Origin of the sequence: Globicatella sp. PHS-GS-PNBC-21-1553, assembly GCF_033564055.1 — a bacterium.
In the GTDB taxonomy this organism is placed as follows: domain Bacteria; phylum Bacillota; class Bacilli; order Lactobacillales; family Aerococcaceae; genus Globicatella; species Globicatella sulfidifaciens.
This window is the reverse complement of sequence record NZ_CP085470.1, coordinates 230,156-250,918: the sequence shown is the minus strand read 5'-3', so window position 1 is coordinate 250,918 and position 20,763 is coordinate 230,156. Positions and strand designations below refer to the sequence as shown.

At 35.0% G+C, this 20,763-nt stretch carries 22 protein-coding genes and 1 tRNA gene; 22 read left to right on the top strand and 1 reads right to left on the bottom strand.

Going from position 1 to position 20,763, the window contains the following annotated elements; genetic code table 11:
- Positions 1 to 11: 11 nt before the first annotated feature.
- The 12 genes from LB888_RS01245 (at position 12) to rpoZ (ending at position 12,271) form a co-directional block, all read left to right on the top strand.
- Entirely contained in the window at positions 12 to 1,124 is a 1,113-nt protein-coding gene (locus tag LB888_RS01245; RefSeq protein WP_318753287.1) for a hypothetical protein, read from the top strand.
- Positions 1,125 to 1,349: 225 nt separating this feature from the next.
- Positions 1,350 to 2,306 (top strand): tRNA (adenosine(37)-N6)-dimethylallyltransferase MiaA, encoded by a 957-nt coding sequence (gene miaA, locus LB888_RS01240; protein ID WP_318753286.1) that lies wholly within the window; start codon positions 1,350 to 1,352, stop codon positions 2,304 to 2,306.
- Positions 2,303 to 3,547 carry a GTPase HflX gene (hflX, locus tag LB888_RS01235; RefSeq protein ID WP_318753285.1) on the top strand — a complete coding sequence of 415 codons (1,245 nt, stop codon included), beginning with the start codon at positions 2,303 to 2,305 and terminating at the stop codon, positions 3,545 to 3,547. The genes miaA and hflX overlap by 4 nt, the downstream gene beginning before the upstream one ends.
- Positions 3,548 to 3,552: 5 nt before the next feature.
- Positions 3,553 to 4,119, top strand: a complete 567-nt coding sequence (gene def / locus LB888_RS01230) for a peptide deformylase (protein ID WP_078756104.1) — start codon at positions 3,553 to 3,555, stop codon at positions 4,117 to 4,119.
- 520 nt (positions 4,120 to 4,639) lie between these two features.
- Positions 4,640 to 4,713 (top strand) — tRNA-Arg (locus LB888_RS01225).
- Positions 4,714 to 5,531: 818 nt separating this feature from the next.
- A complete protein-coding gene (locus LB888_RS01220) occupies positions 5,532 to 6,767 on the top strand; it encodes a transposase (protein WP_318753284.1) in 1,236 nt (411 codons plus the stop codon).
- 376 nt (positions 6,768 to 7,143) lie between these two features.
- Positions 7,144 to 7,824 carry a YoaK family protein gene (locus LB888_RS01215; RefSeq protein WP_318753283.1) on the top strand — a complete coding sequence of 227 codons (681 nt, stop codon included), beginning with the start codon at positions 7,144 to 7,146 and terminating at the stop codon, positions 7,822 to 7,824.
- Between the two features lie 92 nt (positions 7,825 to 7,916).
- Positions 7,917 to 9,263, top strand: coding sequence for an NADP-specific glutamate dehydrogenase (gene gdhA / locus LB888_RS01210; RefSeq protein WP_318753282.1), 1,347 nt, complete (start codon positions 7,917 to 7,919; stop codon positions 9,261 to 9,263).
- A 171-nt stretch (positions 9,264 to 9,434) separates the two neighbouring features.
- Positions 9,435 to 9,812, top strand: coding sequence for a hypothetical protein (locus tag LB888_RS01205; RefSeq protein ID WP_318753281.1), 378 nt, complete (start codon positions 9,435 to 9,437; stop codon positions 9,810 to 9,812).
- Positions 9,813 to 10,389: 577 nt separating this feature from the next.
- On the top strand, positions 10,390 to 11,196 hold the full coding sequence (gene proC / locus LB888_RS01200) for a pyrroline-5-carboxylate reductase (RefSeq protein ID WP_318753280.1): 807 nt from the start codon (positions 10,390 to 10,392) through the stop codon (positions 11,194 to 11,196).
- A gap of 239 nt (positions 11,197 to 11,435) precedes the next feature.
- Positions 11,436 to 12,074 (top strand): guanylate kinase, encoded by a 639-nt coding sequence (gmk, locus tag LB888_RS01195; RefSeq protein WP_318753279.1) that lies wholly within the window; start codon positions 11,436 to 11,438, stop codon positions 12,072 to 12,074.
- A 2-nt stretch (positions 12,075 to 12,076) separates the two neighbouring features.
- Positions 12,077 to 12,271 (top strand): DNA-directed RNA polymerase subunit omega, encoded by a 195-nt coding sequence (rpoZ, locus tag LB888_RS01190; protein ID WP_318753278.1) that lies wholly within the window; start codon positions 12,077 to 12,079, stop codon positions 12,269 to 12,271.
- Between the two features lie 498 nt (positions 12,272 to 12,769).
- Here the strand turns inward: rpoZ and LB888_RS01185 are convergent, their stop codons facing one another.
- Positions 12,770 to 13,366, bottom strand: coding sequence for a DUF4430 domain-containing protein (locus tag LB888_RS01185; RefSeq protein WP_318753277.1), 597 nt, complete (start codon positions 13,364 to 13,366; stop codon positions 12,770 to 12,772).
- 130 nt (positions 13,367 to 13,496) lie between these two features.
- On the opposite strand from LB888_RS01185, the gene tsaE reads away from it, so the two are divergent.
- From tsaE to LB888_RS01135, 10 genes are all read left to right on the top strand, one after another.
- Complete coding sequence (gene tsaE, locus LB888_RS01180) at positions 13,497 to 13,964, top strand: tRNA (adenosine(37)-N6)-threonylcarbamoyltransferase complex ATPase subunit type 1 TsaE (protein WP_318753276.1); 468 nt, start codon at positions 13,497 to 13,499, stop codon at positions 13,962 to 13,964.
- Positions 13,965 to 14,483: a GNAT family protein gene (locus tag LB888_RS01175; RefSeq protein ID WP_318753275.1), complete on the top strand. Its 519-nt coding sequence runs from the start codon at positions 13,965 to 13,967 to the stop codon at positions 14,481 to 14,483. It abuts the gene before it with no gap.
- 53 nt (positions 14,484 to 14,536) lie between these two features.
- Positions 14,537 to 15,454, top strand: a complete 918-nt coding sequence (murB, locus tag LB888_RS01170; RefSeq protein WP_318753274.1) for a UDP-N-acetylmuramate dehydrogenase — start codon at positions 14,537 to 14,539, stop codon at positions 15,452 to 15,454.
- Between the two features lie 550 nt (positions 15,455 to 16,004).
- The gene (locus tag LB888_RS01165; protein ID WP_276647481.1) at positions 16,005 to 16,328 is read left to right on the top strand and encodes a hypothetical protein; all 324 of its coding nucleotides are present in this window, start codon (positions 16,005 to 16,007) and stop codon (positions 16,326 to 16,328) included.
- The gene (locus LB888_RS01160) at positions 16,318 to 17,217 is read left to right on the top strand and encodes a hypothetical protein (protein WP_318753273.1); all 900 of its coding nucleotides are present in this window, start codon (positions 16,318 to 16,320) and stop codon (positions 17,215 to 17,217) included. Before LB888_RS01165 ends, LB888_RS01160 begins: the two co-directional genes overlap by 11 nt.
- Entirely contained in the window at positions 17,217 to 18,302 is a 1,086-nt protein-coding gene (locus tag LB888_RS01155; RefSeq protein WP_318753272.1) for a V-type ATP synthase subunit I, read from the top strand. Before LB888_RS01160 ends, LB888_RS01155 begins: the two co-directional genes overlap by 1 nt.
- Before the next feature lie 20 nt (positions 18,303 to 18,322).
- The gene (locus LB888_RS01150) at positions 18,323 to 18,799 is read left to right on the top strand and encodes a V-type ATP synthase subunit K (protein ID WP_066125576.1); all 477 of its coding nucleotides are present in this window, start codon (positions 18,323 to 18,325) and stop codon (positions 18,797 to 18,799) included.
- A 13-nt stretch (positions 18,800 to 18,812) separates the two neighbouring features.
- Complete coding sequence (locus LB888_RS01145) at positions 18,813 to 19,397, top strand: V-type ATP synthase subunit E (RefSeq protein WP_318753271.1); 585 nt, start codon at positions 18,813 to 18,815, stop codon at positions 19,395 to 19,397.
- Between the two features lie 11 nt (positions 19,398 to 19,408).
- Positions 19,409 to 20,425 carry a V-type ATPase subunit gene (locus LB888_RS01140; protein ID WP_318753270.1) on the top strand — a complete coding sequence of 339 codons (1,017 nt, stop codon included), beginning with the start codon at positions 19,409 to 19,411 and terminating at the stop codon, positions 20,423 to 20,425.
- Positions 20,409 to 20,726 carry a V-type ATP synthase subunit F gene (locus tag LB888_RS01135; RefSeq protein ID WP_276647470.1) on the top strand — a complete coding sequence of 106 codons (318 nt, stop codon included), beginning with the start codon at positions 20,409 to 20,411 and terminating at the stop codon, positions 20,724 to 20,726. The genes LB888_RS01140 and LB888_RS01135 overlap by 17 nt, the downstream gene beginning before the upstream one ends.
- Positions 20,727 to 20,763: the final 37 nt, after the last annotated feature.

Below are 20,763 nucleotides of genomic sequence, written 5' to 3'. Positions count from 1 at the left end.
GGAGTTATGCTATGAGTAAAAAGAAAAGAAACTTAAAATTAGTAGTCAATAATAAAAATGACAATCATAACGTTCAAAGCCAATTTTTTAAAAAAGAATGGTTATTTCCACGGGCAAGTAATTATAAAACCCTCCATAGTTATATTGCATACTTAGATCAACAGAATAGTCCTAGAAGATTATTACAGATTAATTATTTAGAACAAGCTTTTTCGCATTACTTTGATGATTTAAGTAGTCATAATCTTCAATTAGTTAAAAAGAAACGCGACTTTCAAGCGGTGATTCAACTCGTATTTTTTGCGGCTTTTGATAATTTTGCAATTGGTCGTTATGAAGTGGCTTTACGCTATTTTCATGTTTTACTGTATAATTTTGATGACTTAGAAGCTGAATTAGATTTTGAATTACCAGAAACATTAACCCCTTATGTAGTGTCAGCAGCTCATTTAGGGTTAGTAGAAGAATTTGACCGTTTTGCGAGTGTGTATCCAATGGTGGATCAGCTGTTAATCTTCCGATTAGCGAAATTATATGCACATTATATTAATGAAGAATACCTTGAAATGGACGAGGAGCTTAAACAGCTTGATGAATTAAATCCTGATTATATTGATGCCGTTTTATATAATGGTTTAATTGAAAGTCATGTTGAAAGTGAGATGGATATTGATTTTTCGATTTACCCATCATTTGATAATTCGTTTTCATTTTATGATGACGAAGACATAGCAGACTATGGCCCAGCACCATTTCCAACACCGGCTTACGAAGAATTTGTTAATCATCTCATTATTTTAATGCAATTTGGCTTGAAGGGGATGGTTTTAGTTGATTATATTCGAACGCGTATTGATCAAGTCATTGAAGGACGCAGCGAAGAAATGTTCGATCGCGTTACCACCCGTTCACTTGAAAAAGATCGTCAAGAGGGGCTGTTTATATTAGATGAAGTTGGCACTAGAGAACGCGACTTGTTAAAAAAAGCAGGATTAGTAACATTTGAAGACTTCTTATCGGTAACGGAAGCAGAGGTCTTAGCCATCAAAGGTGTGGGTCCCAAAACAATTGAGATTTTGAAAGCGAATGATGTGGTCTTTAAAGATGAATTAGATGATGAGTAAGTGCTTGGTTGGGGTAAGGTTCAGAATATAGAACTAATGGGATAGTAATCATTAGTTGATATTAGGTCGCCACTAATATTAATCAAAAACAAATAATTTAGGTTAAGTAAGGTCATAAAAGTGGTTAACAACCTTTACTTAGCCTTTTTCTGGTGAAATTAAAGGTTTGACTCAATGTTTCAATGAGCTATAATAATGTTATACTTTGATGATAGGAGGGGTAAAATGTCCAGTGAATTAAATAAAATTCCCATTGTCGTCATTGGCGGGCCAACAGCAGTTGGTAAAACAGCCCTTAGCATAGAAATGGCGAAGGCTTTTAATGGGGAAATTATTAATGGAGATAGTTTACAAGTTTACCGTAAGTTAAATATTGGGACGGGTAAAGTAACTCCCGAAGAAATGGAGGGTATTCCTCATCATTTACTTGATATTTTAAACCCAGACGAATCATTTGACGCGTCAAAATTTAAAGAACTTGCGACGCAAGCTATCTTAGAAATTCATCAAAGAGGTAAGTTACCTATCATAGTAGGTGGTACCGGATTATATTTAGAAGGTTTATTATACGGACTCGGTTTTGGTGGCAATAATAGTGAAGATGAGCAAATTCGCAAAGCTTTAGAAAATCAAGCAGCCACCATGTCAGAAAACGACTTTTGGGAATTATTAAATCAAAAAGATCCTACGGCTGCTCAAAAGATTCCTCCACAAAACACGCGACGGATTATCCGTGCACTAGAAGTGATAGCGACGACTGGTAAATTATTTTCTGAGCAAGAGGAGCATCAAGTACAAACGAAAGTATTTGATTCTTGTTTATTAGTATTGGATATGCCTCGTGAGCAATTATATGAACGTATTAATCAACGCGTTGATTTAATGATTGAACAAGGTTTAGAAACAGAAGTTAAACAAATGTACCAACAATTTGATGGTGAATTAGTCAATGGCATGAAGGGCATTGGCTATAAAGAGTGGTGGGGGTATTTCGAAGGCCATCTATCACAAGAGACTGTCATCAATCAAATCAAGCAAAATTCAAGACGTTATGCAAAGCGTCAATTAACGTGGTTTAGAAATCGACTAAAAGACGCTCATTGGATTGATGCAAGGCAAAGCTGGCAAGAAGCACAACCGCTTATCACAGCGCATTTAAAAAAGGAAAGGAATACTCAATGATTGAGATAGAACAGCGACCTGAGAAGGTCTTAATTTTCGGGGTGCAAACTGAAAATTATAGTGATGAAAAATTCCAGGTGTTGATGAAAGAAATGAAGTCGTTAACGGAAACCGCCGGTGGCATTCCGACTGTTGAAATGACTCAAAAACTCCCGAGACTGAATTCTCGTTCAGCCGTTGGCAGTGGTAAATTAAGTGAAATTAAAGATGCCGTTAATAAAGAGGAGATTGATTTAGTCATTTCGATGAATGCTTTAACACCCAGCACCAATCGTTATATCGAAGATCAATTAGGCGTCAGAGTTATCGATCGAATTCAATTAATTTTAGATATCTTTGCGATGCGTGCCAAAAGTCGTGAAGGTAAATTACAAGTTGAATTAGCCCAATATGATTATTTATTACCTCGACTGCAAGGACGTCGTGATTATTTATCACGTTTAGGTGGGGGAATTGGAACACGTGGTCCTGGGGAAACCAAACTTGAAACGGACCGTCGCCATATCCGTACCATGATGTCCCAAATCAAAAAAGAACTGGCTAAATTATCAGATCACCGTGAATTGACACGTTCAAGAAGACGGAGTGGTTCTGAGTTTAATATTGGTTTAGTTGGCTACACGAATGCTGGTAAATCAACCATTTTAAGAGAACTGACCGAGAGTGATACTTATGTTGAAGATCAATTATTTGCTACTTTAGATCCTTTAACTCGTAAATTAACGATTAATGGCCATGATGGGTTTACTTTGACTGATACCGTTGGCTTTATTGAAGAATTACCCACAACTTTGATTCAAGCTTTTAAATCAACTTTAGAAGAAATGCGATATGTTGATTTACTCTTACATGTCGTCGATGCATCCAGTGCTGATCGCATGATGCATGAACAAACCGTTTATAATTTAATCAAAGAATTAGAGATGGATCATTTACCTATTTTGACCGTTTATAATAAAAAAGATAAAATTGAAGGTAATTTTGAACCCACTTTATTCCCCTATGTCACAATTTCAGCTTTAGAAAAGGATGGCGTAGAAGCTCTAAAACAAAAAATCTGGGAAGAAATTGTGCGAACGAGCGAAAAATTTGAAGTAGAAGTAGATCCCCAAGAAGCGGATTTATTAGCATTGTATCGTCAGAAAACTTTAATTGAATCCTTGGAATTTGATGAGGAAAATCAAGTATATATTTTAAAAGGATTTAGACGTAGTGATAAAGAATTAGATAAGGAGCGCTAAACATTATGATAACCATGAAAGATATTATTGAAGAAGGACATCCCACATTAAGATCGGTAGCCGAACCAGTGGAATTTCCATTATCTGATGAACTAAGAAAGACAGCTTTAGAAATGCATGAATTTTTGGTCAATAGCCAAAATGAAGAGATTGCTGAAAAATATGATCTTAGACCTGGAGTAGGCTTAGCTGCTCCACAAATTAATGTCAATAAACAAATTTTTGCTGTGCATATTATGGAATATGATGAAGAGGGAAATGAAGTAGGACCTATCTTAAGTGAAATCATCTTTAATCCTAAAGTAATCAGTCATTCAGTTCAACAAGTTGCCTTAAAAGAAGGTGAAGGTTGTTTATCAGTTAATCGCGAAGTTAAAGGCTATGTACCGCGTCCAAAACGTGTAAAATTTACTTACCAAGACATTGACGGTAATGAACATACCTTAAAATTACGTGATTACGAAGCAATTGTAACGCAACATGAATTGGATCATTTAAAAGGTATCTTCTTTTACGATCATATCAATGAAGAAAATCCATTTGCTCAAGACGATAACTTAGAATTATTATAATTCAGCATTGGTTTAATAGATAAATAAGAGAAAAAAACAAGTAACTGTAATGGATTCCAAAAATAGCCAATATTTGATGGTATCTTTTCATAAAGGCTGACAGGTCATTGTGATATTACAATTGCTTGTTTTTTATTCTCTTGATTATTGTTTTCGTCTACAACTTGAGTATTTTATCGTAATGGTTGATGAGTTTTTTTATAGCCTATTAGCAAAGTTTTGTATTTTAGAAAATGAATGGTTTTATCGATAATTCAATAAATGGAAGAGTACAAGGAAATTACTTCAGTTGTGTAATGCTTCATGATAATTGATGATGCGATAATTTTTTTAAGTATAGGCTAGAATTTAAACCTTTAAAGAGTATGATTGTCACTTTTTGGAAGAATAAGGTATTATTACGCATTTGACATTTAGAGGCTTAATTTTCTTTGCCCTCGCTATAATCTTATTGTACTATTTAAAAAAGGGGTTGACCCTAATAGAGAAATGACGTATACTATAGTAGTTGATTAATTATGTCATTGTAGCTCAGCTGGATAGAGCATTCGCCTTCTAAGCGAACGGTCGCAGGTTCGAATCCTGCCAGTGACGTTTCAACTGCATTTAACAGTTTAATTTTTTTAGAAAACTTTTAGAAACTTGATTTATCAGTGTTTCTAAAGGTTTTTTTCTTTTTATAGTTTGAAAGAGATTAATTTGTATATCTATTTTACAGCTAAATGAGTGAACTTAGATATTTGATTAACTCACTTCTTAAACCGCAAATCTATAAGGAGGAATATTGCTCTATAAAAAAATGAGCAGACAAACTATTAGTTCATCTGCTCTAGCCCTTAAGGCAATATAATATCTTTTTTGTCCTATAGACTCTAAAATTATATTACCAAATAAAGGACTAACTGTCAAACATGTACAACTCTTTAATTTTGTTATTTATGCGATCCAATGTACTATCAAATAATTTAATATTATTTAAAGCATGATGAGATTTTACCGGATTTATAATACGTTTCTTCTAATTGTTGTCATTTGGTCAATTTCGGCAATTGTGCCACTTTTCATAAAACTTAATTCTTTTCGCAAATTTTGAGATGATATTGCTTCTTTCGAATAAAATTGTTTTCTTAAGTCAAATTTTTCCTTCAATAATTCATAATTAACAGATGAGTTTTTCTCTATCTGTAATTCAATATATATTGCGAAGTATTTGTTCGAAATAACATCGTTAAATATGCAAAATTCATATCCAAACTCTTCATTTACAAGCTGTCAGCTAAGGAAACCTCGGTATTAATACCTAGGAGGAATTAGCGAAATTGACAGCTCTTTTTGTTGATTTTACTAGGTTATCGTTAATGTTTTCACTAATATAGTTGGTATAATGTATTTAAGAGAAATGAGGTGACAAGATGCTGTTAACGAAAACGATTAAAGTGCAATTATACCCAAGTGCTAGTGATATTGAAAAATTCGAAGAAACCCAACAACAGTTTTTAAACGCTTGTAATTTTGTTTCGACATATATCTTTGACCATGACTTTGAACTAGGTCAAACGACTTTGCATAACGCCTTGTATCATCAGATACGTCAGGATTTTGGGCTGCAATCGCAAATGGCCCAGTCCGTGATGCGTACGGTAATCGCGAGATATAAGACCGTGAAAACACAGTTTAAACAAAAACCTAAGCGTTATAAAGATATCCATACAGGTAAATATCATACGCTATATAAAGACCTTTACCATTTAACGAAACCCCTAGGGTTTAAGCGACCAGTCGCTGTGTTCGTACGTAATCGTAACTACGCTTATCATCAAGACGACACCTATTCACTGACGACTAATCAAGGACGAATTAAAGTGTCTTGTGATAAGCAACATATCGCTTATCTTCAACAATTTAGCCAGAATGCTTACAAGTTCGGTCAAGCTGAATTACTCTGTCGTAAGGGTAAGTGGTTCTTACACGTGTCCGCAAGTAAAGAGATAGACACCCCAGATGAAGCTAATATTCAACGGATTGTAGGCATTGACCGTGGTTTAAGACAGATACTAACGATTGCGGATGATACAGCTCATACTACCTTCTATTCGGGTAAAAGCTTGATAAAGAAAAGACGGCATTTTATGAAATTGCGCCAGTCCTTACAAGCGAAGAACACCAAATCAAGTCGTAGACGCCTTAAAACAATTGAAAGACGAGAGAACCGCTGGATGAATGATGTGAACCATCAATTATCAAAGACACTCGTTGACCGATACGGGGCCAATACCTTGTTTGTGGTGGAAGATCTTACGAACGTTACTTTTAACACGACTCATCACCGTAAGCAAGATGCACGGTATGAACACCATTCTTGGCGATTCTTCGATTTTGAAGAAAAGTTAATGTATAAAGCTTTAGAAAGTGGTTCGCAAGTTTTAAAAGTATCCGCACAATTTACGTCCCAACGTTGTCCAAAATGCGAATCAATTGATAAAGCTAATAGACAACAAGATAAGCACTTGTTTACTTGTCAGAATTGTGGGTATCAATCAAATGATGACCGTGTGGCAGCTATCAATATTAAAGAATTGGGTCACCGATATCTGTCGAGTGAGAAAAACCCACGGTTTGAAAAAGTTGTGCCAATACAAAATTATTAAACATAAAACACTATTCAGTAAGTGTCTACAGACCGCTTATTGATGGGGTGCTAGTCAACCATCCCTTAATGTCTTTAAACGGTTGGAGATATGACATCGTTTGTACAACCACCATGTTTAGGACAAACTCTCTGTTTTAACAGAGAGTAGTTGATAAACAATCAAAAGCAATTAAATCATGATTGAAAAGCTAGTCGAAATCCTTTTACAGGACTTTTATCATTAAGATGCCCATATAACTTACATTTTATCTCCATGAAAATAAAATCAATCGATACTGTACACATACCTAAACACACGGTATAATAGCATTTGAATGAAAATAGATAATGGCTCATTTCATTTTAATTATCAATATTATATAAAGAGGGATGTTATGCTTAGACGATTAAGGCGATTATTATTTTGCTGGATGTTTTCTTTAACATTTTCAGCAGGATTTTTGAATGCCAGTAGTTTTCTACAATATTCCTATGTGGTAACGCATCATACAGGGACGGTTACACAGATGGGATTAGTAGTGGCTGAAAATAATTGGCCTTTGATAAAATTATATTTTGGGTTAATTATGGCTTATATTTTTGGTGGCATGATTGCGGGAATGCTTTTTCCAAAAGAGATCTTCACCCCTCAAAAACGCTATGGTGGAATTTTAATTATATTAAACGGTGTGTTATTAATATTATTACAAATTTCAGCCCTCCATTCTGTATTATTGTATTATTTGAGTTTTATGATTGCATTACAAAATGGGATGTTTTTATCTTATCGGGGGATGATTGTTCGTACTTCTCATGTTTCGGGAACATTAACGGATATCGGATTAACTTTTGGTCGCTGGGTACGTAGCCAAGATCATCATTATAAGATGAAGTTTATCTTTTTGACGGTAAACTTTCTAGCATTCTTAAGTGGAAGTTTATTAGCTGGCATTTTGAGTACTCTGATTGCATTCAATTTGCTTTATGTAAATGTTATGATAAATATTATTTTAGGTATTCTATCGTATATTTTATATTTTCAATTTAAAGCACTAGATGTAGAACATTTATCATAGTTAATTTATTAAAAAATTATTAATTATTATCGTGTTTTATGTGAATACAATGAGATTTGTGCTATACTAGGACTATCCAAAATAAAGGGGAAATGACAATGACTCAATCTTATATAACAAAAGTTTATGAAACTCTTACTGTAAAATATCCACATGAAAAAGAATATTTACAAGCAGTAAAGGAATTTTTTCATGCAATTGCGCCGGTAGTTGAGGCTCATCCAGAATATGAGCAATTAGCAATTTTAGAACGGATCGTAGAACCAGAGCGGATTATTAGTTTTAGAGTGCCATGGGTCGATGACCAAGGTCAAGTACAAGTCAACCGTGGATATCGTGTGCAATTTAGTTCATTAAATGGCCCTTATAAAGGGGGACTTCGTTTCCATCCGACCGTTAATCAAAGTATTTTGAAGTTTTTAGGTTTTGAACAAATCTTCAAAAATATGTTAACCGGTCTGCCAATCGGTGGAGGCAAAGGTGGCGCTGACTTTGATCCTAAAGGTAAATCAGATGTAGAAGTGATGCGTTTTTGTCAATCATTTATGACAGAATTAAGTAAACATGTCGGACCAGATGTTGACGTTCCTGCTGGAGATATCGGTGTGGGTGGTCGTGAGATTGGTTATTTATTAGGCCAATACAAACGACTACAAGGACCAATGGCGGGCGTATTAACTGGAAAACCCGTTGCTGCTAACGGTTCTAGAGGTCGTACTGAAGCAACAGGCTATGGTTTGGTTTATTTCTTAAATGAGATGTTAAAAGAAGCCGGACAAACGATGACAGGTAAAAAAGTAATGATTTCTGGTTCAGGGAATGTAGCCTTCTTTGCAGCGAAAAAAGTAACTGAATTAGGGGGCATTGTGGTGACAATGAGTGACTCAAACCATGCCATTTTCAATCCTAATGGTATTAATTTAGACGCCATCGAAGAATTAAAAGTAAACGGTCGTGAACGTATTAGTCGTTACCAAGAATTTGATGCTGAAGCTGAAATAGTAGAAGGATCTGTTTGGGATTTAGACGTCAAAGCGGATATTGCTTTACCTTGTGCAACGCAAAACGAAATCAATCAAGCTCAGGCCGAACGATTAGTTAAAAATGCGATAAAAATGGTTGCTGAAGGCGCCAATATGCCAAGTGATTCTGATGCGATTGAAGTCTATCGTGAAAACCAAATTCATTATGGACCGGGTAAAGCGGCTAATGCTGGAGGAGTGGCAGTTTCTGCTTTAGAAATGAGTCAAAACTCAATGCGATTAAAATGGACGAGTGAACGAGTAGATCAAGAGTTACAACAAATTATGAAAAATATTTTCGCACAATGTGTTAAAGCACGTGACACTTATGATTTAGGTGTTGATTATGGTGCAGCAGCTGACATTGCATCATTTGAACAAGTAGCTGAATTGATGATGATTCATGGCGTTATTTAAGACTTTTCATTATTTTCTTATAAATAGTTAAGCTGATTGAAGTTAACAGTCTCAGTGGGAGTAAGTATCAGAATTGGAAATAATAGAATTTTCAATTAATGACTACTCTCACTGCTTTTTTTAACTTCGATAAAATGGTATAATGACTTTGATTGAAGAGGAGGATAAGTTATGAATGCCTATTGGCTTAATTTACCAGTTGAAAGTATTCGTAATACTGGCACCTTTTTTGAAGGTTTAGATATGAGGGTTGATTATTCAACAGAGCAACAGACTTGTACAGTCACTTTTCATGATGGAATGAAAATAGTGTTTACCCAAAGAGATCGATTTACAGAAGATACAGGTATCGCATGGAAAGAACCAAGTGAATATGCAGCGGTAATTCATATTATGATGCAAGACGCAACTTCATTACGCAACTTACTTCATATTGCAATGTTAAGTGGAGGAGAAATTTTAAAAGAGCCATTTGAATACGAAGGTCGATTAATGGCTTATTTTGAAGACTATAATGGCTATCATTACGCTATGATTAGTGAGCTTTAATAATTAATTGTTTTTAACTAGCTTCACCAACGAATAGTGGGGCTTATTCAACGGTCAATTGTGGTAATTGGGAAAGTACGACGTTATTCAAAGTTTTCACTAAAAAATACCATTCCAATCTGTGTTGACTTATTACGACGATTCGCGTCTTAAGTTATTATCAGTGCCTATTCATCAGCAGGTTAGGTATTAATTAAAGTTTCTAGCTAAGTAACATTTGCAGATGATTTAATTTTTTGCTAAATAAAATTTATTGATGCTCTAAGTAACTAGTTAGGTAGAAATTATCGCTAATTTAAGCGTTTAGGAAATTTGAAAATCGCTATCATTGAAAAGAATGTTGTTAAACCAAAAAGATTGTTCTAAGACAGGGAGATTTCTGTTAATAACGGGTCATCCAATCATTAGAACAATCTTTATATATTTGCACATGATGTAAGGTATTAGCAAATTTGTTTGATATTTTTGAAACAGATCATTCGATTACCTAATCGCTTCATTGATGAAAGACACTTAAACAATTGTACTTTGCTATTTTTTGTATAATACTAAATGAAACAAGATGGAGGGATTAAAAATGAAAATAGGTTTTATTGGGATTGGAAATATGGGGAGTGCCGTCGCTATAGGTGTTAGTAAAGCGGTAGATCAACATACCCAATTTTTATTAAGTAATCACAATCAGGAAAAAGCAAATTCCTTAAGTCAGCAAATAACACAAACAGTGGAAATTCTCGATAATGAAACCATTGCTTCATCTGCGACTATAATTTTTTTAGGATTAAAACCATCGATGATAATGAGTGAGCTTCATCAACTTACTGAATTAGCAAAACCAGGGACTATCTGGATATCAATGGCGACCGGTGTGAGTATCGCTCAAATGGAGAGTGCCATTTCTGATGAGCAAAAAGTAATTCGTATTATGCCTAATACACCAGTTGCGATTGGTCAAGGAATGACCACCTATATTTTATCGGACTCTATTACTGATGATGAACATCAACTATTTAAACAGTTGATGAGTCAAACAGGGCAGTTAATGAAGATAGCAGAATCACAAATGAATGCAGCAAGTGCCGTCGCTGGTTGTGGACCGGCATTTATTTATCAATTGATTGAAGCCTTAGCTGATGGTGGCGTTAGAGCCGGTTTGCCACGAAAGATGGCTCAACATTTAGCCGCTCAAATGGTACACGGTTCTGCTCAAATGGTCATTGAAACCGGTCAACATCCTGGTGCTTTAAAAGATGCCGTGACTTCACCAGGAGGAAGTACGATTGAGGGAGTTGCTTCGCTTGAGCAAAATGGCTTTCGTCATGCCGCGATGGAGGCCGTGTATCAATCATTTTTAAAAACAGAAAGTATGTCTCAATCAAAGTAATTTGGACTATGAGCGATTATATAAAGTGAATAATTCCAACAGATTTTCAGCAATCTACAAGAGTTTTAAATTTTTGGACAGAATGGTTTGCATTCATGCTCTATTTTCGCTATATTAACATTAATATAGAAATCTTTTACATTTTAATGAAAAATTGGAATTTACCTTTCATGAAAATATGTAGTGTGATACAATAACAGTTATAAATTATTGACAGAACAGATAGGCGGAGGTATTGAATGACTCAACAAAGAGGACTACTCATAATTTTATCAGGACCATCGGGGGTAGGGAAAGGAACAGTTCGCGCAGCGATTTTTAAAGATAATAAATTTAATTATGTTTATTCGGTCTCGGCAACTACCCGTCAAAGTAGACCAGGTGAAGTAGATGGTGTTGATTATTATTTTGTTTCAAAAGAGCAGTTTAAACAATATATTGAAGAAGATGCATTATTAGAGTATGCTGAATATGTAGGCAATTATTATGGGACACCAATCCAAAAAATTGAAGAAAACTTAGCAGCTGGTAATGATGTGTTTTTAGAAATCGAAGTGCAAGGTGCGCTAAAAGTTCGTGAGCGTATGCCTGAAGGGATTTTTATTTTTCTTGCTCCGCCAAGTTTAGATGAATTAAAATCACGGATTACTGGACGTGGCACTGACCGTGAAGATGTCATTTTAGAAAGAATGCAAATGGCTAAAGAAGAAATTGAAATGATGCAACATTATGATTATGTTGTCGTCAATGATACGGTAGAACATGCCGTTGATAAAGTGAATGCGATTATTCAAAGTGAACATTTAAGAGTAGAGCGTGTTGTGGACCGTATTCGTGCCGATATTAAAAATTATTTTCAACAAGAAGGAGAACGATAATTATGATGCTATATCCATCGATTGATAAATTGATTAAAAAAGTGCCGTCTAAATATGGTTTGATTATTTTAGCGAGCAAACGCGCACATGATATGCGTAACAACGATGATTATATTTTAGAAGAATATCAATCTGAAAAGCCAGTTGGTAAAGCTTTAGAAGAAGTCATCGAAGGTGTATTAAAACCTGAGGAGTAATGAAATACTTTAGATTATAAAACCCGTTAACCTATTGAAAAGGTTGGCGGGTTTTTGTATTGTAAAAGCGAAAGTGTTGATATGTATAGTATGATGCTCCGCTATTTAAGAAAGATGCCAAAAGGACGACCGTGAAGTGACGCTTAATACCGGGAACATTGAAAAGTTGAGTGAAGCGTCCATTAATATATATAGGAAGGACATTCAAAAATAGAGTGAAGTGTCCATCAATATATAGGAGGGACATTGAAAAATAGAGTGAAACATCTATCGGATATTATAGTTTCCATTCTAAATGCGAGTGAATGAGATACTAACACCTACTTTTATCTAAAATATAACTAGCGTGATTTAACTAGTATTTTGCACATTTAAAAACTGAGTGAATGGAGTATTAAAATATCGTATCAAATCTAACATGATCGGCGAGCATTCATGAGGAATAATAAAAAACTCTTGAGTGAGATACTCAAGAGTCATAATCATTTTTTATTATTATTATTCAGGAATGATGTTAACTGGTAAGCCTTCTGGGAATCCATAATACCATTCAACTGTGTCGCCTTCAGAAAGTGTTTGTGAGACAACACCAAATTCCGCATACTCACCATTTAATAAGTAAACCCAGGTTTTACCTGTTTCATAGTCATTTTCAATACCATCGATAACATCAATGATTCCTTCATCTTCATTAAAGTTGAATTCTAACTCTTCAATTGACGTCATGGCATCGATAACAGAACCTTCAACGGCATCTTTTGCTACGAAATTAGCTGTTTCTTCACCATCTACATATAATGTGAATTTAACATCAGTGGCAGCGACATCAGCATCTTCTGTTTCGTCGCCTTCTTGAGTTTCTTCACCTTCAACAGTTGTTTCGCCTTCTTGAGTTTCTTCACCTTCTTCAGTTGATTCATTAGCAACAGTTGTAGTATCATTTGGTGTGCTTACTTGTGAACCAGTCGTTTCAGCAACGGTTGTTGCTTCTGGTGCAGCTGTTGTTGTTTCTTCAGCTGGTTTGTTTTGGTTACCACAAGCCACAAGCATTAATGTTAAAATCGGTAGAGATAATAATTTTACATATTTCTTCATGGTCTACGACCTCCTATAATTTGTCTTTGTTATTATTAAATTTATCAAGAAATGTTAATAAAGTCAAATTATTCGCAATATTATCATAGTTTAAATATAATAAAATTAATTAAGTTTGAGAGGTAGAAGCATGCATTTTTATATTGATTCAGTTGAAGAGACACAAGCGTTAGCGTCAAAGATGGCTCCATGGTTAAAGCCGGGGATGGTCATTTTATTAGATGGACCACTCGGGAGTGGTAAAACCACTTTTACTCAAAAAGTTGGTAAGGAGCTAGGCGTGAAAAGAGCCATTAAAAGTCCAACTTATACAATTGTAAAAGAATACCCCTTACCTAATTTTAAATTGATTCATATTGATGCCTATCGTTTAGAAGAAGGGGGCGCGGATACGATTGATTTTGATAGTTATCTGAATGAACCGTCCATCATTTTTATTGAATGGTCTGAATATTTATATGACTATTTACCATTAAATCGTCTTCGTATCAAATTCGTTCCCCAAACAGATCCTAATCAAAGAGAAATTATTTTAACGGTTGAAGGCGAGTCAACCGAGCAATATCAAGAGCTGTTAGAAAAAATGGAGGAGATTTAATTGACAGAGGAGTTAGAAATCGATGTTAGGGTGGCAAAAGCACAAGATGCCCGGGCGATTTTAGGTTTATGTGAACAAGTCGGTAGTGAAACTCCCTATTTAACCTTTGGTGAAGAAGGTTTGAACCTGACGGTTCAAGAAGAAGTGGACATCATAAATAAATATAACAAGGCACAAAACAGTATTTTGTTAGTGAGTGAGGTCGATGATCAAATTATTGGGATGTCGAATATTACGCAATTTAATGCCGCTAAGCAACGTCACATTGCTGAAATCGGCATTTGTTTAGTGGAAGAATATTGGGGTTACGGTATTGCTTCGATGATGATGGAAATGATGATTGAATTTGCAGAAAATTCAGATTTGAAAGTCATTACCCTAGAAGTGGCCCAAAGAAATGAAGCCGCAATTAAGTTATACGAAAAATTCGGTTTCGAGATAGTGGGAAACTTGCGTAAACGATTAAAAGTACAGGGTTGTTATTTAGATTCTTTTGTTATGGAAAAAGTACTCGATTAAGTAAAAAGATTATGTTAAAATAAGACGTATTGAAAAGCGAAGGAATGAAATGAATGACATTATCAAACTTAATGGATTTAAATTTATCTATGAAAATAGAATTTGATGAGCCATTATCTAAATATACATATACTAAAACAGGTGGCCCTGCTGATGCAGTTGCTTTTCCTGAAACGAAAGAAGATTTAAAAACTTTAATCAATTGGGTAAAGGACAACCAAATTCCCTTAACGATCTTGGGCAATGCTAGTAATTTAATTGTTCGTGATGGTGGTATTCGTGGAATTGTTATTATTTTAACTGCGATGAAAAAGATGTCGATTAATGGCAATGAAGTTTATGCGCAAAGTGGCGTGCCACTCATTGAGGTCAGTCGTAAAGCAGGCGCTAGTAATTTAACGGGTCTAGAATTTGCTTGTGGTATCCCTGGAAGCATCGGCGGTGCGGTTTATATGAATGCAGGGGCTTATGGTGGTGAAGTAGCAGACGTTATTGAGTCTGTTGATATTTTAACGCGTGAAGGTGAATTTAAAACCATTCAATGTGAAGAGTGTGAATTCAGTTACCGACACAGTGTTTTCCAAACAAATGAGGATATTGTAATTGGGGTTAAATTTGTATTAGCTCAAGGCGATGGAGAGGCGATTCATGCTAAAATGGCAGAATTAACCCACTTACGAGAAAGCAAGCAACCGTTGGAATATCCTTCTTGCGGCAGTGTCTTTAAGCGTCCGACGGGTTACTTTACCGGTAAATTAATTCAAGAAGCAGGGCTACAAGGCTATCGTATTGGTGGTGCTGAAGTCTCTAAAAAACATGCAGGGTTCATTGTTAATATTGACAATGCTACTGCAACAGATTATGTACGCTTAATTGAATATATTCAAGAAGTTATTTGGCGTAACAATCAAGTGCGTCTTGAACCGGAAGTGCGTATAATAGGAGAAGCTGTTGAAAAAATAGTTCAATAATCATTTGAGACGATAAGTAGGTGAAGTTCATTGGTAACTTTGACTTGCTTATCGTTTTTTTTATTTTCGGAGGTCAAGTTGTTTTGAAAACATGTGAGTATTGCTTTTAATGAATAGGGTATTAATATTTTTTCAAATCTTAACCTAGGGAGTGGACCAGAAGTAGAAAATCAAATGATTTTCGCTTCGTCTGTTCACCCCCGCAAAGTTGAGTGGTCTCAAGCAAGTCATTAAGACGCAGATTGAGACCACTCAACCACTGCGCTATAAATTAACTAACAATAATCTTAACTAAGTTTATCAAGTTTATGCCCGGCTTCGTTTTCCTTTTTTAGTCAAATAGAGATTAAATCATCACTATTCAATTATTAAATTTTTCTTAAGATTATATTATCCCATTATATTATATAAATATGAAGGAAAGTGTCATGCAACAGAAAATGGAAACGTTTTTATTTGTTAATGGCTGAATGGAGGAAGTCTTTACTTAAATTTTTGGTAAAAATTTGCTATAATATTAAATGTTAATGTTAAGAGGAGGTGTGAAAGGATGCCACATTCAACATTGGAAGAAATGAACGCCATTGAAATGGAAGCTCAAGCAGTCCAAACTGAGTATCAGAAAAAAATTGAAGAAGCTCGAGTAAAAATGGAACAAAAATTAAAAGATGCAATTGAAGCTTTTGACGTCGAAACGAAGCAAATGATAGCCCAAGCACGTCAACACTTCAATGAACAAGAACAACAAGCAAAGGAAAAATTAGCTCAGCGTGTTCAAGAAAATGAAGCACAACTTCAAGAAGCTCTTGGTGATAAAAGGGAGTATTTAATTAATCAAATAGTAGAAAGGGTGGTGAAAGAATATGGCAATTAGCCCAATGCAAAAAGTGACGCTCATTTCGTCACGCGAACATTTAGAAGCGATTCTTTCATCGGTCCAACGATTACGACGAATTCAAGTGGTGGATTTACAACAAGAAAATCAGAATAGTTCAGAGTTAGTACCATTAATTGAAGAGTATGATGAGGAACAGCAACAAATCGTCTATGATGATGAAGCCTTACATGCGATTACTAATCGACTCAAACGAATTAATCATGCAATTGAACAATTGGAAGACTATGAAGTAAAGGACAGTTGGTTCAAGCAAATGCAGACTGAAAAACCAAGTTTATCATTTATAGAATTCCAACAACATAATCAACAATTTGCTGAGCATCAAGTCATTACCGAAACGAATCAATTAACGGCTCGTATTAAGGAAATTGATGAGTTATTGGAAAAACGTAATGATCAAATTGATAAATATCGTAAATGGCGAGAGCTAGATATTACACCAACTGCTATTGAACAGTTCCAGTATATTAAAGCAGTTATCGGAACGGTACCGAATGTTGAAAATAATCAATATATTCAAAAAATCAAGCAACATCCAACAATCGTTCATAAAGTTATTTTCTTAAATGACTATGAATATGGTTTAGTCATTTTCTATCAAGAAGATGAAACCAATGAGCTAGAAACTTTATTAACGGAAGCTAATTTCAAACCGATTGAATATCCTTATCGTACTTTACCAGGTAAGAAGATTGAAGGTTGGAATGCGGAAATTCAACAGTTGAAAGAGGAACGTCGTTCCATTATTCAAAAAATGAAATCAACTAAACGCGAATTAGCTGGCTTAAAAGTTCAAGCCGATTTTGTAAAAACAGCTTACGAACGTGAATTAACCAAGAAAAAGTGGGGATTACGCAACATTTAATGGCGGTTGAAGGTTGGATTGAACAAAGTGAATTTGCTGTCTTCAAACAAGCGATATTAGATGAGTTCGGTAATAAAGTAGTCATTAGAACATCGGAAGTTCAAGCTGATGAAGTGGATGAAGTCCCAATTAAATTAAAAAATAATTTCTTAGTCAAACCGTTTGAAATAATTACACGCATGTATGCTTTACCAAGATATGATGAATTGGATCCAACACCATTTTTAATGCCATTTTATTTTGTCTTCTTTGGGATGATGGTGGCCGATGCGGGTTATGGCTTATTAATTTTTATTTTAAGTCTGTTGGCACTGAAACTATTCAAATTATCAGAAGGGATGCAAAACGCCTTAAGATTTGGCGCTATTTTAAGTGTTTCCATTATGATATGGGGCAGTCTCTATGGCTCCTTCTTTGGTTTTAGTTTGCCCTTCCAATTAATTAATCCGAATGAGGATGTCATGCTGATTCTAGGTATTTCTGTTGCTTTAGGTTTAATTCATATTTTTGCTGCATTAGCAATTAATACTTATTTAAAACTAAAAGAAAAGAATATTGTAGAAGCTTATTCAACAGGATTGGCATGGATTTTACTATTGACTGGATTTATTTTTATTGGCGTAGGCATGTTAGGTGAAAGCTATGCGGTCTTAGCTCTAATCGGAAAATGGTTAGCTATATTAAATGCACTAGGAATCGTAGTGGCGTCTTGTATTAAAGCAGGCGGTATTGGCGGTTTAGGTTGGGGACTTTATGATTTATATGGCACGACGAGTTATATTGGGGATTTAGTCTCTTATACACGTTTGATGGCTTTAGGGTTATCAGGTGGTAGTATTGCTTTAGCATTCAATATGATTATTGACTTTATGCCTGGTGCAATGAAGTTTACCGTCGGTATCTTATTATTTGTTGCCTTGCATGCATTAAGTTTATTCTTATCACTTTTAAGTGCTTATGTGCATGGTGCTCGTTTAATTTTCGTCGAGTTCTTTGCTAAGTTTTATAATGGTGGCGGTCAGGAATTTAATCCGTTAACCGTTTCAGAAGATTATGTCTCAATCAATGATGAAAAGAATCAATAAAAATTGGAGGAATTTTTAATATGGAACAATTTGTAGGATATTTTACACAAAATGGTGGCGCGTTTTTTGCTAGTTTAGGGATTGTGGTTGCGGTTGTCTTTTCTGGTATGGGATCTGCTCGTGCAGTAGGTTCGGCTGGTTCTGCAGCAGCGGCTTTATTAAAAGAGGAGCCTGAAAAATTCGCACAAGCATTAATTTTACAATTATTACCGGGTACTCAAGGTTTATACGGATTCGTTATCGGCTTCTTAACTGCTTTACAAATCGGTAATGGTTTAACTGTTCAACAAGGTTTAGGTTATTTATTTGCTGCTTTACCAATTGGAATTGTGGGCTATTTCTCAGCATTACACCAAGGAAATGTGGTCGTTTCAGCAATGCAAATTTTAGCAAAACGTCCTGAAGAAAATACAAAAGGTATCATCTTATCAGCGATGGTTGAAACGTATGCTATCTTAGCCTTCGTAGTATCATTTATCTTATTTTTAAATGTCTAGTGAGGTCGATAATATGAGCGACTTACAAAATTTACGTGAGTCCATCTTGCAAAAGGCGCACCAAGAAGGACAAGCGCAATTCGACAAAGCAAATGAAGAACTAGAACAAGAGTTTCAAACTAAATTAACAGCACAATTACACGAAAAAGAAAGTATGCGTAATGTGCAATTGAATCGAGAAAAACAACGTTTATCCCGGTTAGAACATCAAGTGTTAAATCAAGAAAGACAAGCCAGTTTGAATAGTCGCCAAGCATTAATGGACCAGTTATTTGCCGGCGCCGTGCAAAAAATGGAAGCTTGGGATAATCAAACTTTCTTAGAATTTACCACCTCAATTTTAAATCAATTCAAAGACAAAGAATTACAAGTAGTTTTTGGTGAAAAGACACGCAATCAATTATCTTCACCAGAGTTACAATCATTATTGGAACAATTTCCAAAATTAACCATTGCTGAAGAGTCGATTTCAGATCAAAGTGGTTTTGTAGTAAAAGATCAACGTGTGGATTATAATTTCACGTTTGATCAATTAGTAGATTCTGTTCGCAATGATTTAAGTGCAGATTTAGCTCAACAAGTTTTTAATACCAAATAAGGGGGGATTTTATGACAACCCACGATTTTTCAGGTGTTAATACGACTATCAGTGTAAAGGAACAATATTTCCTAAGCCGAGAAGAATGGCAACAATTACTTAATGCCAAGGATGCCGAGACATTATCAATCATTTTACAAAATTCACCTTATGCGATGTCAGTTGAACAATTGTCTGACCCTGATAAGATTGAAGAAGTATTGATGAGAGAATTGCGTAATGCTTATCGGTTTGTGTTTGAGGAGTCACCTCAGTCTGAAATTGTCGAAATTTTTTCAGCACAATACTTGTATCATAATTTAAAAGTATTAATGAAAATGAAGGTAACCGATAACGATTTCGAAAATCTATTGATCGATATTGGAAAATTTCCATTAGATGCTTTAAGACATGTGACTCAAACGTTTGAATCGAGTGTTTTATATCCCAATGTGGTGGAAGAAGTGAATCGTACTTGGCAAGATTATCAAGCCTACCAAGTACCAGAAGCTTTTGACGTTGGTTTTGATGGTGCCTATTTTGCTCATTTAAGACATCTCGATGAGAAAATCAATGATCCTAAAGTGACACCGATTATTAATGCATTAATTGATTTTTATAATGTAATTGCGATTAAACGAGCAATTGAATTAGATAGAGGTCATGGTTTCATGTATACCATGATGACCAGTAAGGGATCTATTGAGAAGAAAGAGTTAATTGAACGGGTCGAACAAGGTCAATTAGCTCAATGGTTTGAAGAACAAACGCATATTTATTTTGGTGAGGTCTTTAAACCTTATATTGAAGATATGAATAATGGGACGATTACCGCCAATCAGTTGGAACATTTGCGAGATGCCTATATTCATCAATATTTCTTTGAAAATCGTTTAGACGCTCAAGGACCTTTATTAGTGCTGAAATATATTTTCGGGAAAGAAAATGAAATTAATAATTTAAGACTCGTATTAACTGGTCATGCCAATGGCATAGCCAAAGAAAAGATTCAAGAAAGGATGGGTGCGATTTATGGCGAAACAATATAAAGTAGCGGTCGTTGGAAATCGTGATGCCATTCTACCATTTAAAATGATTGGATTTGAAACTTTTCCAGTCAATACTGCTGATGAAACGAAAAAGACTTTGCGCCAATTAGAAAATGACGAATACGGAATTGTCTATTTAACGGAAGATTTCGCTCAAGAAATTCCGGATATAATTCAATATTATGATACAGTCGTGACACCCGCTGTCATTTTAATTCCAACCCATCGTGGTAACTTTGGCATTGGTGCACAAAAAATTCAAGATAATGTCGAAAAAGCAGTCGGAATGAATATTCTATAAGCGGCTACTTAACAATTTACAATTTATAAAGGAGGAA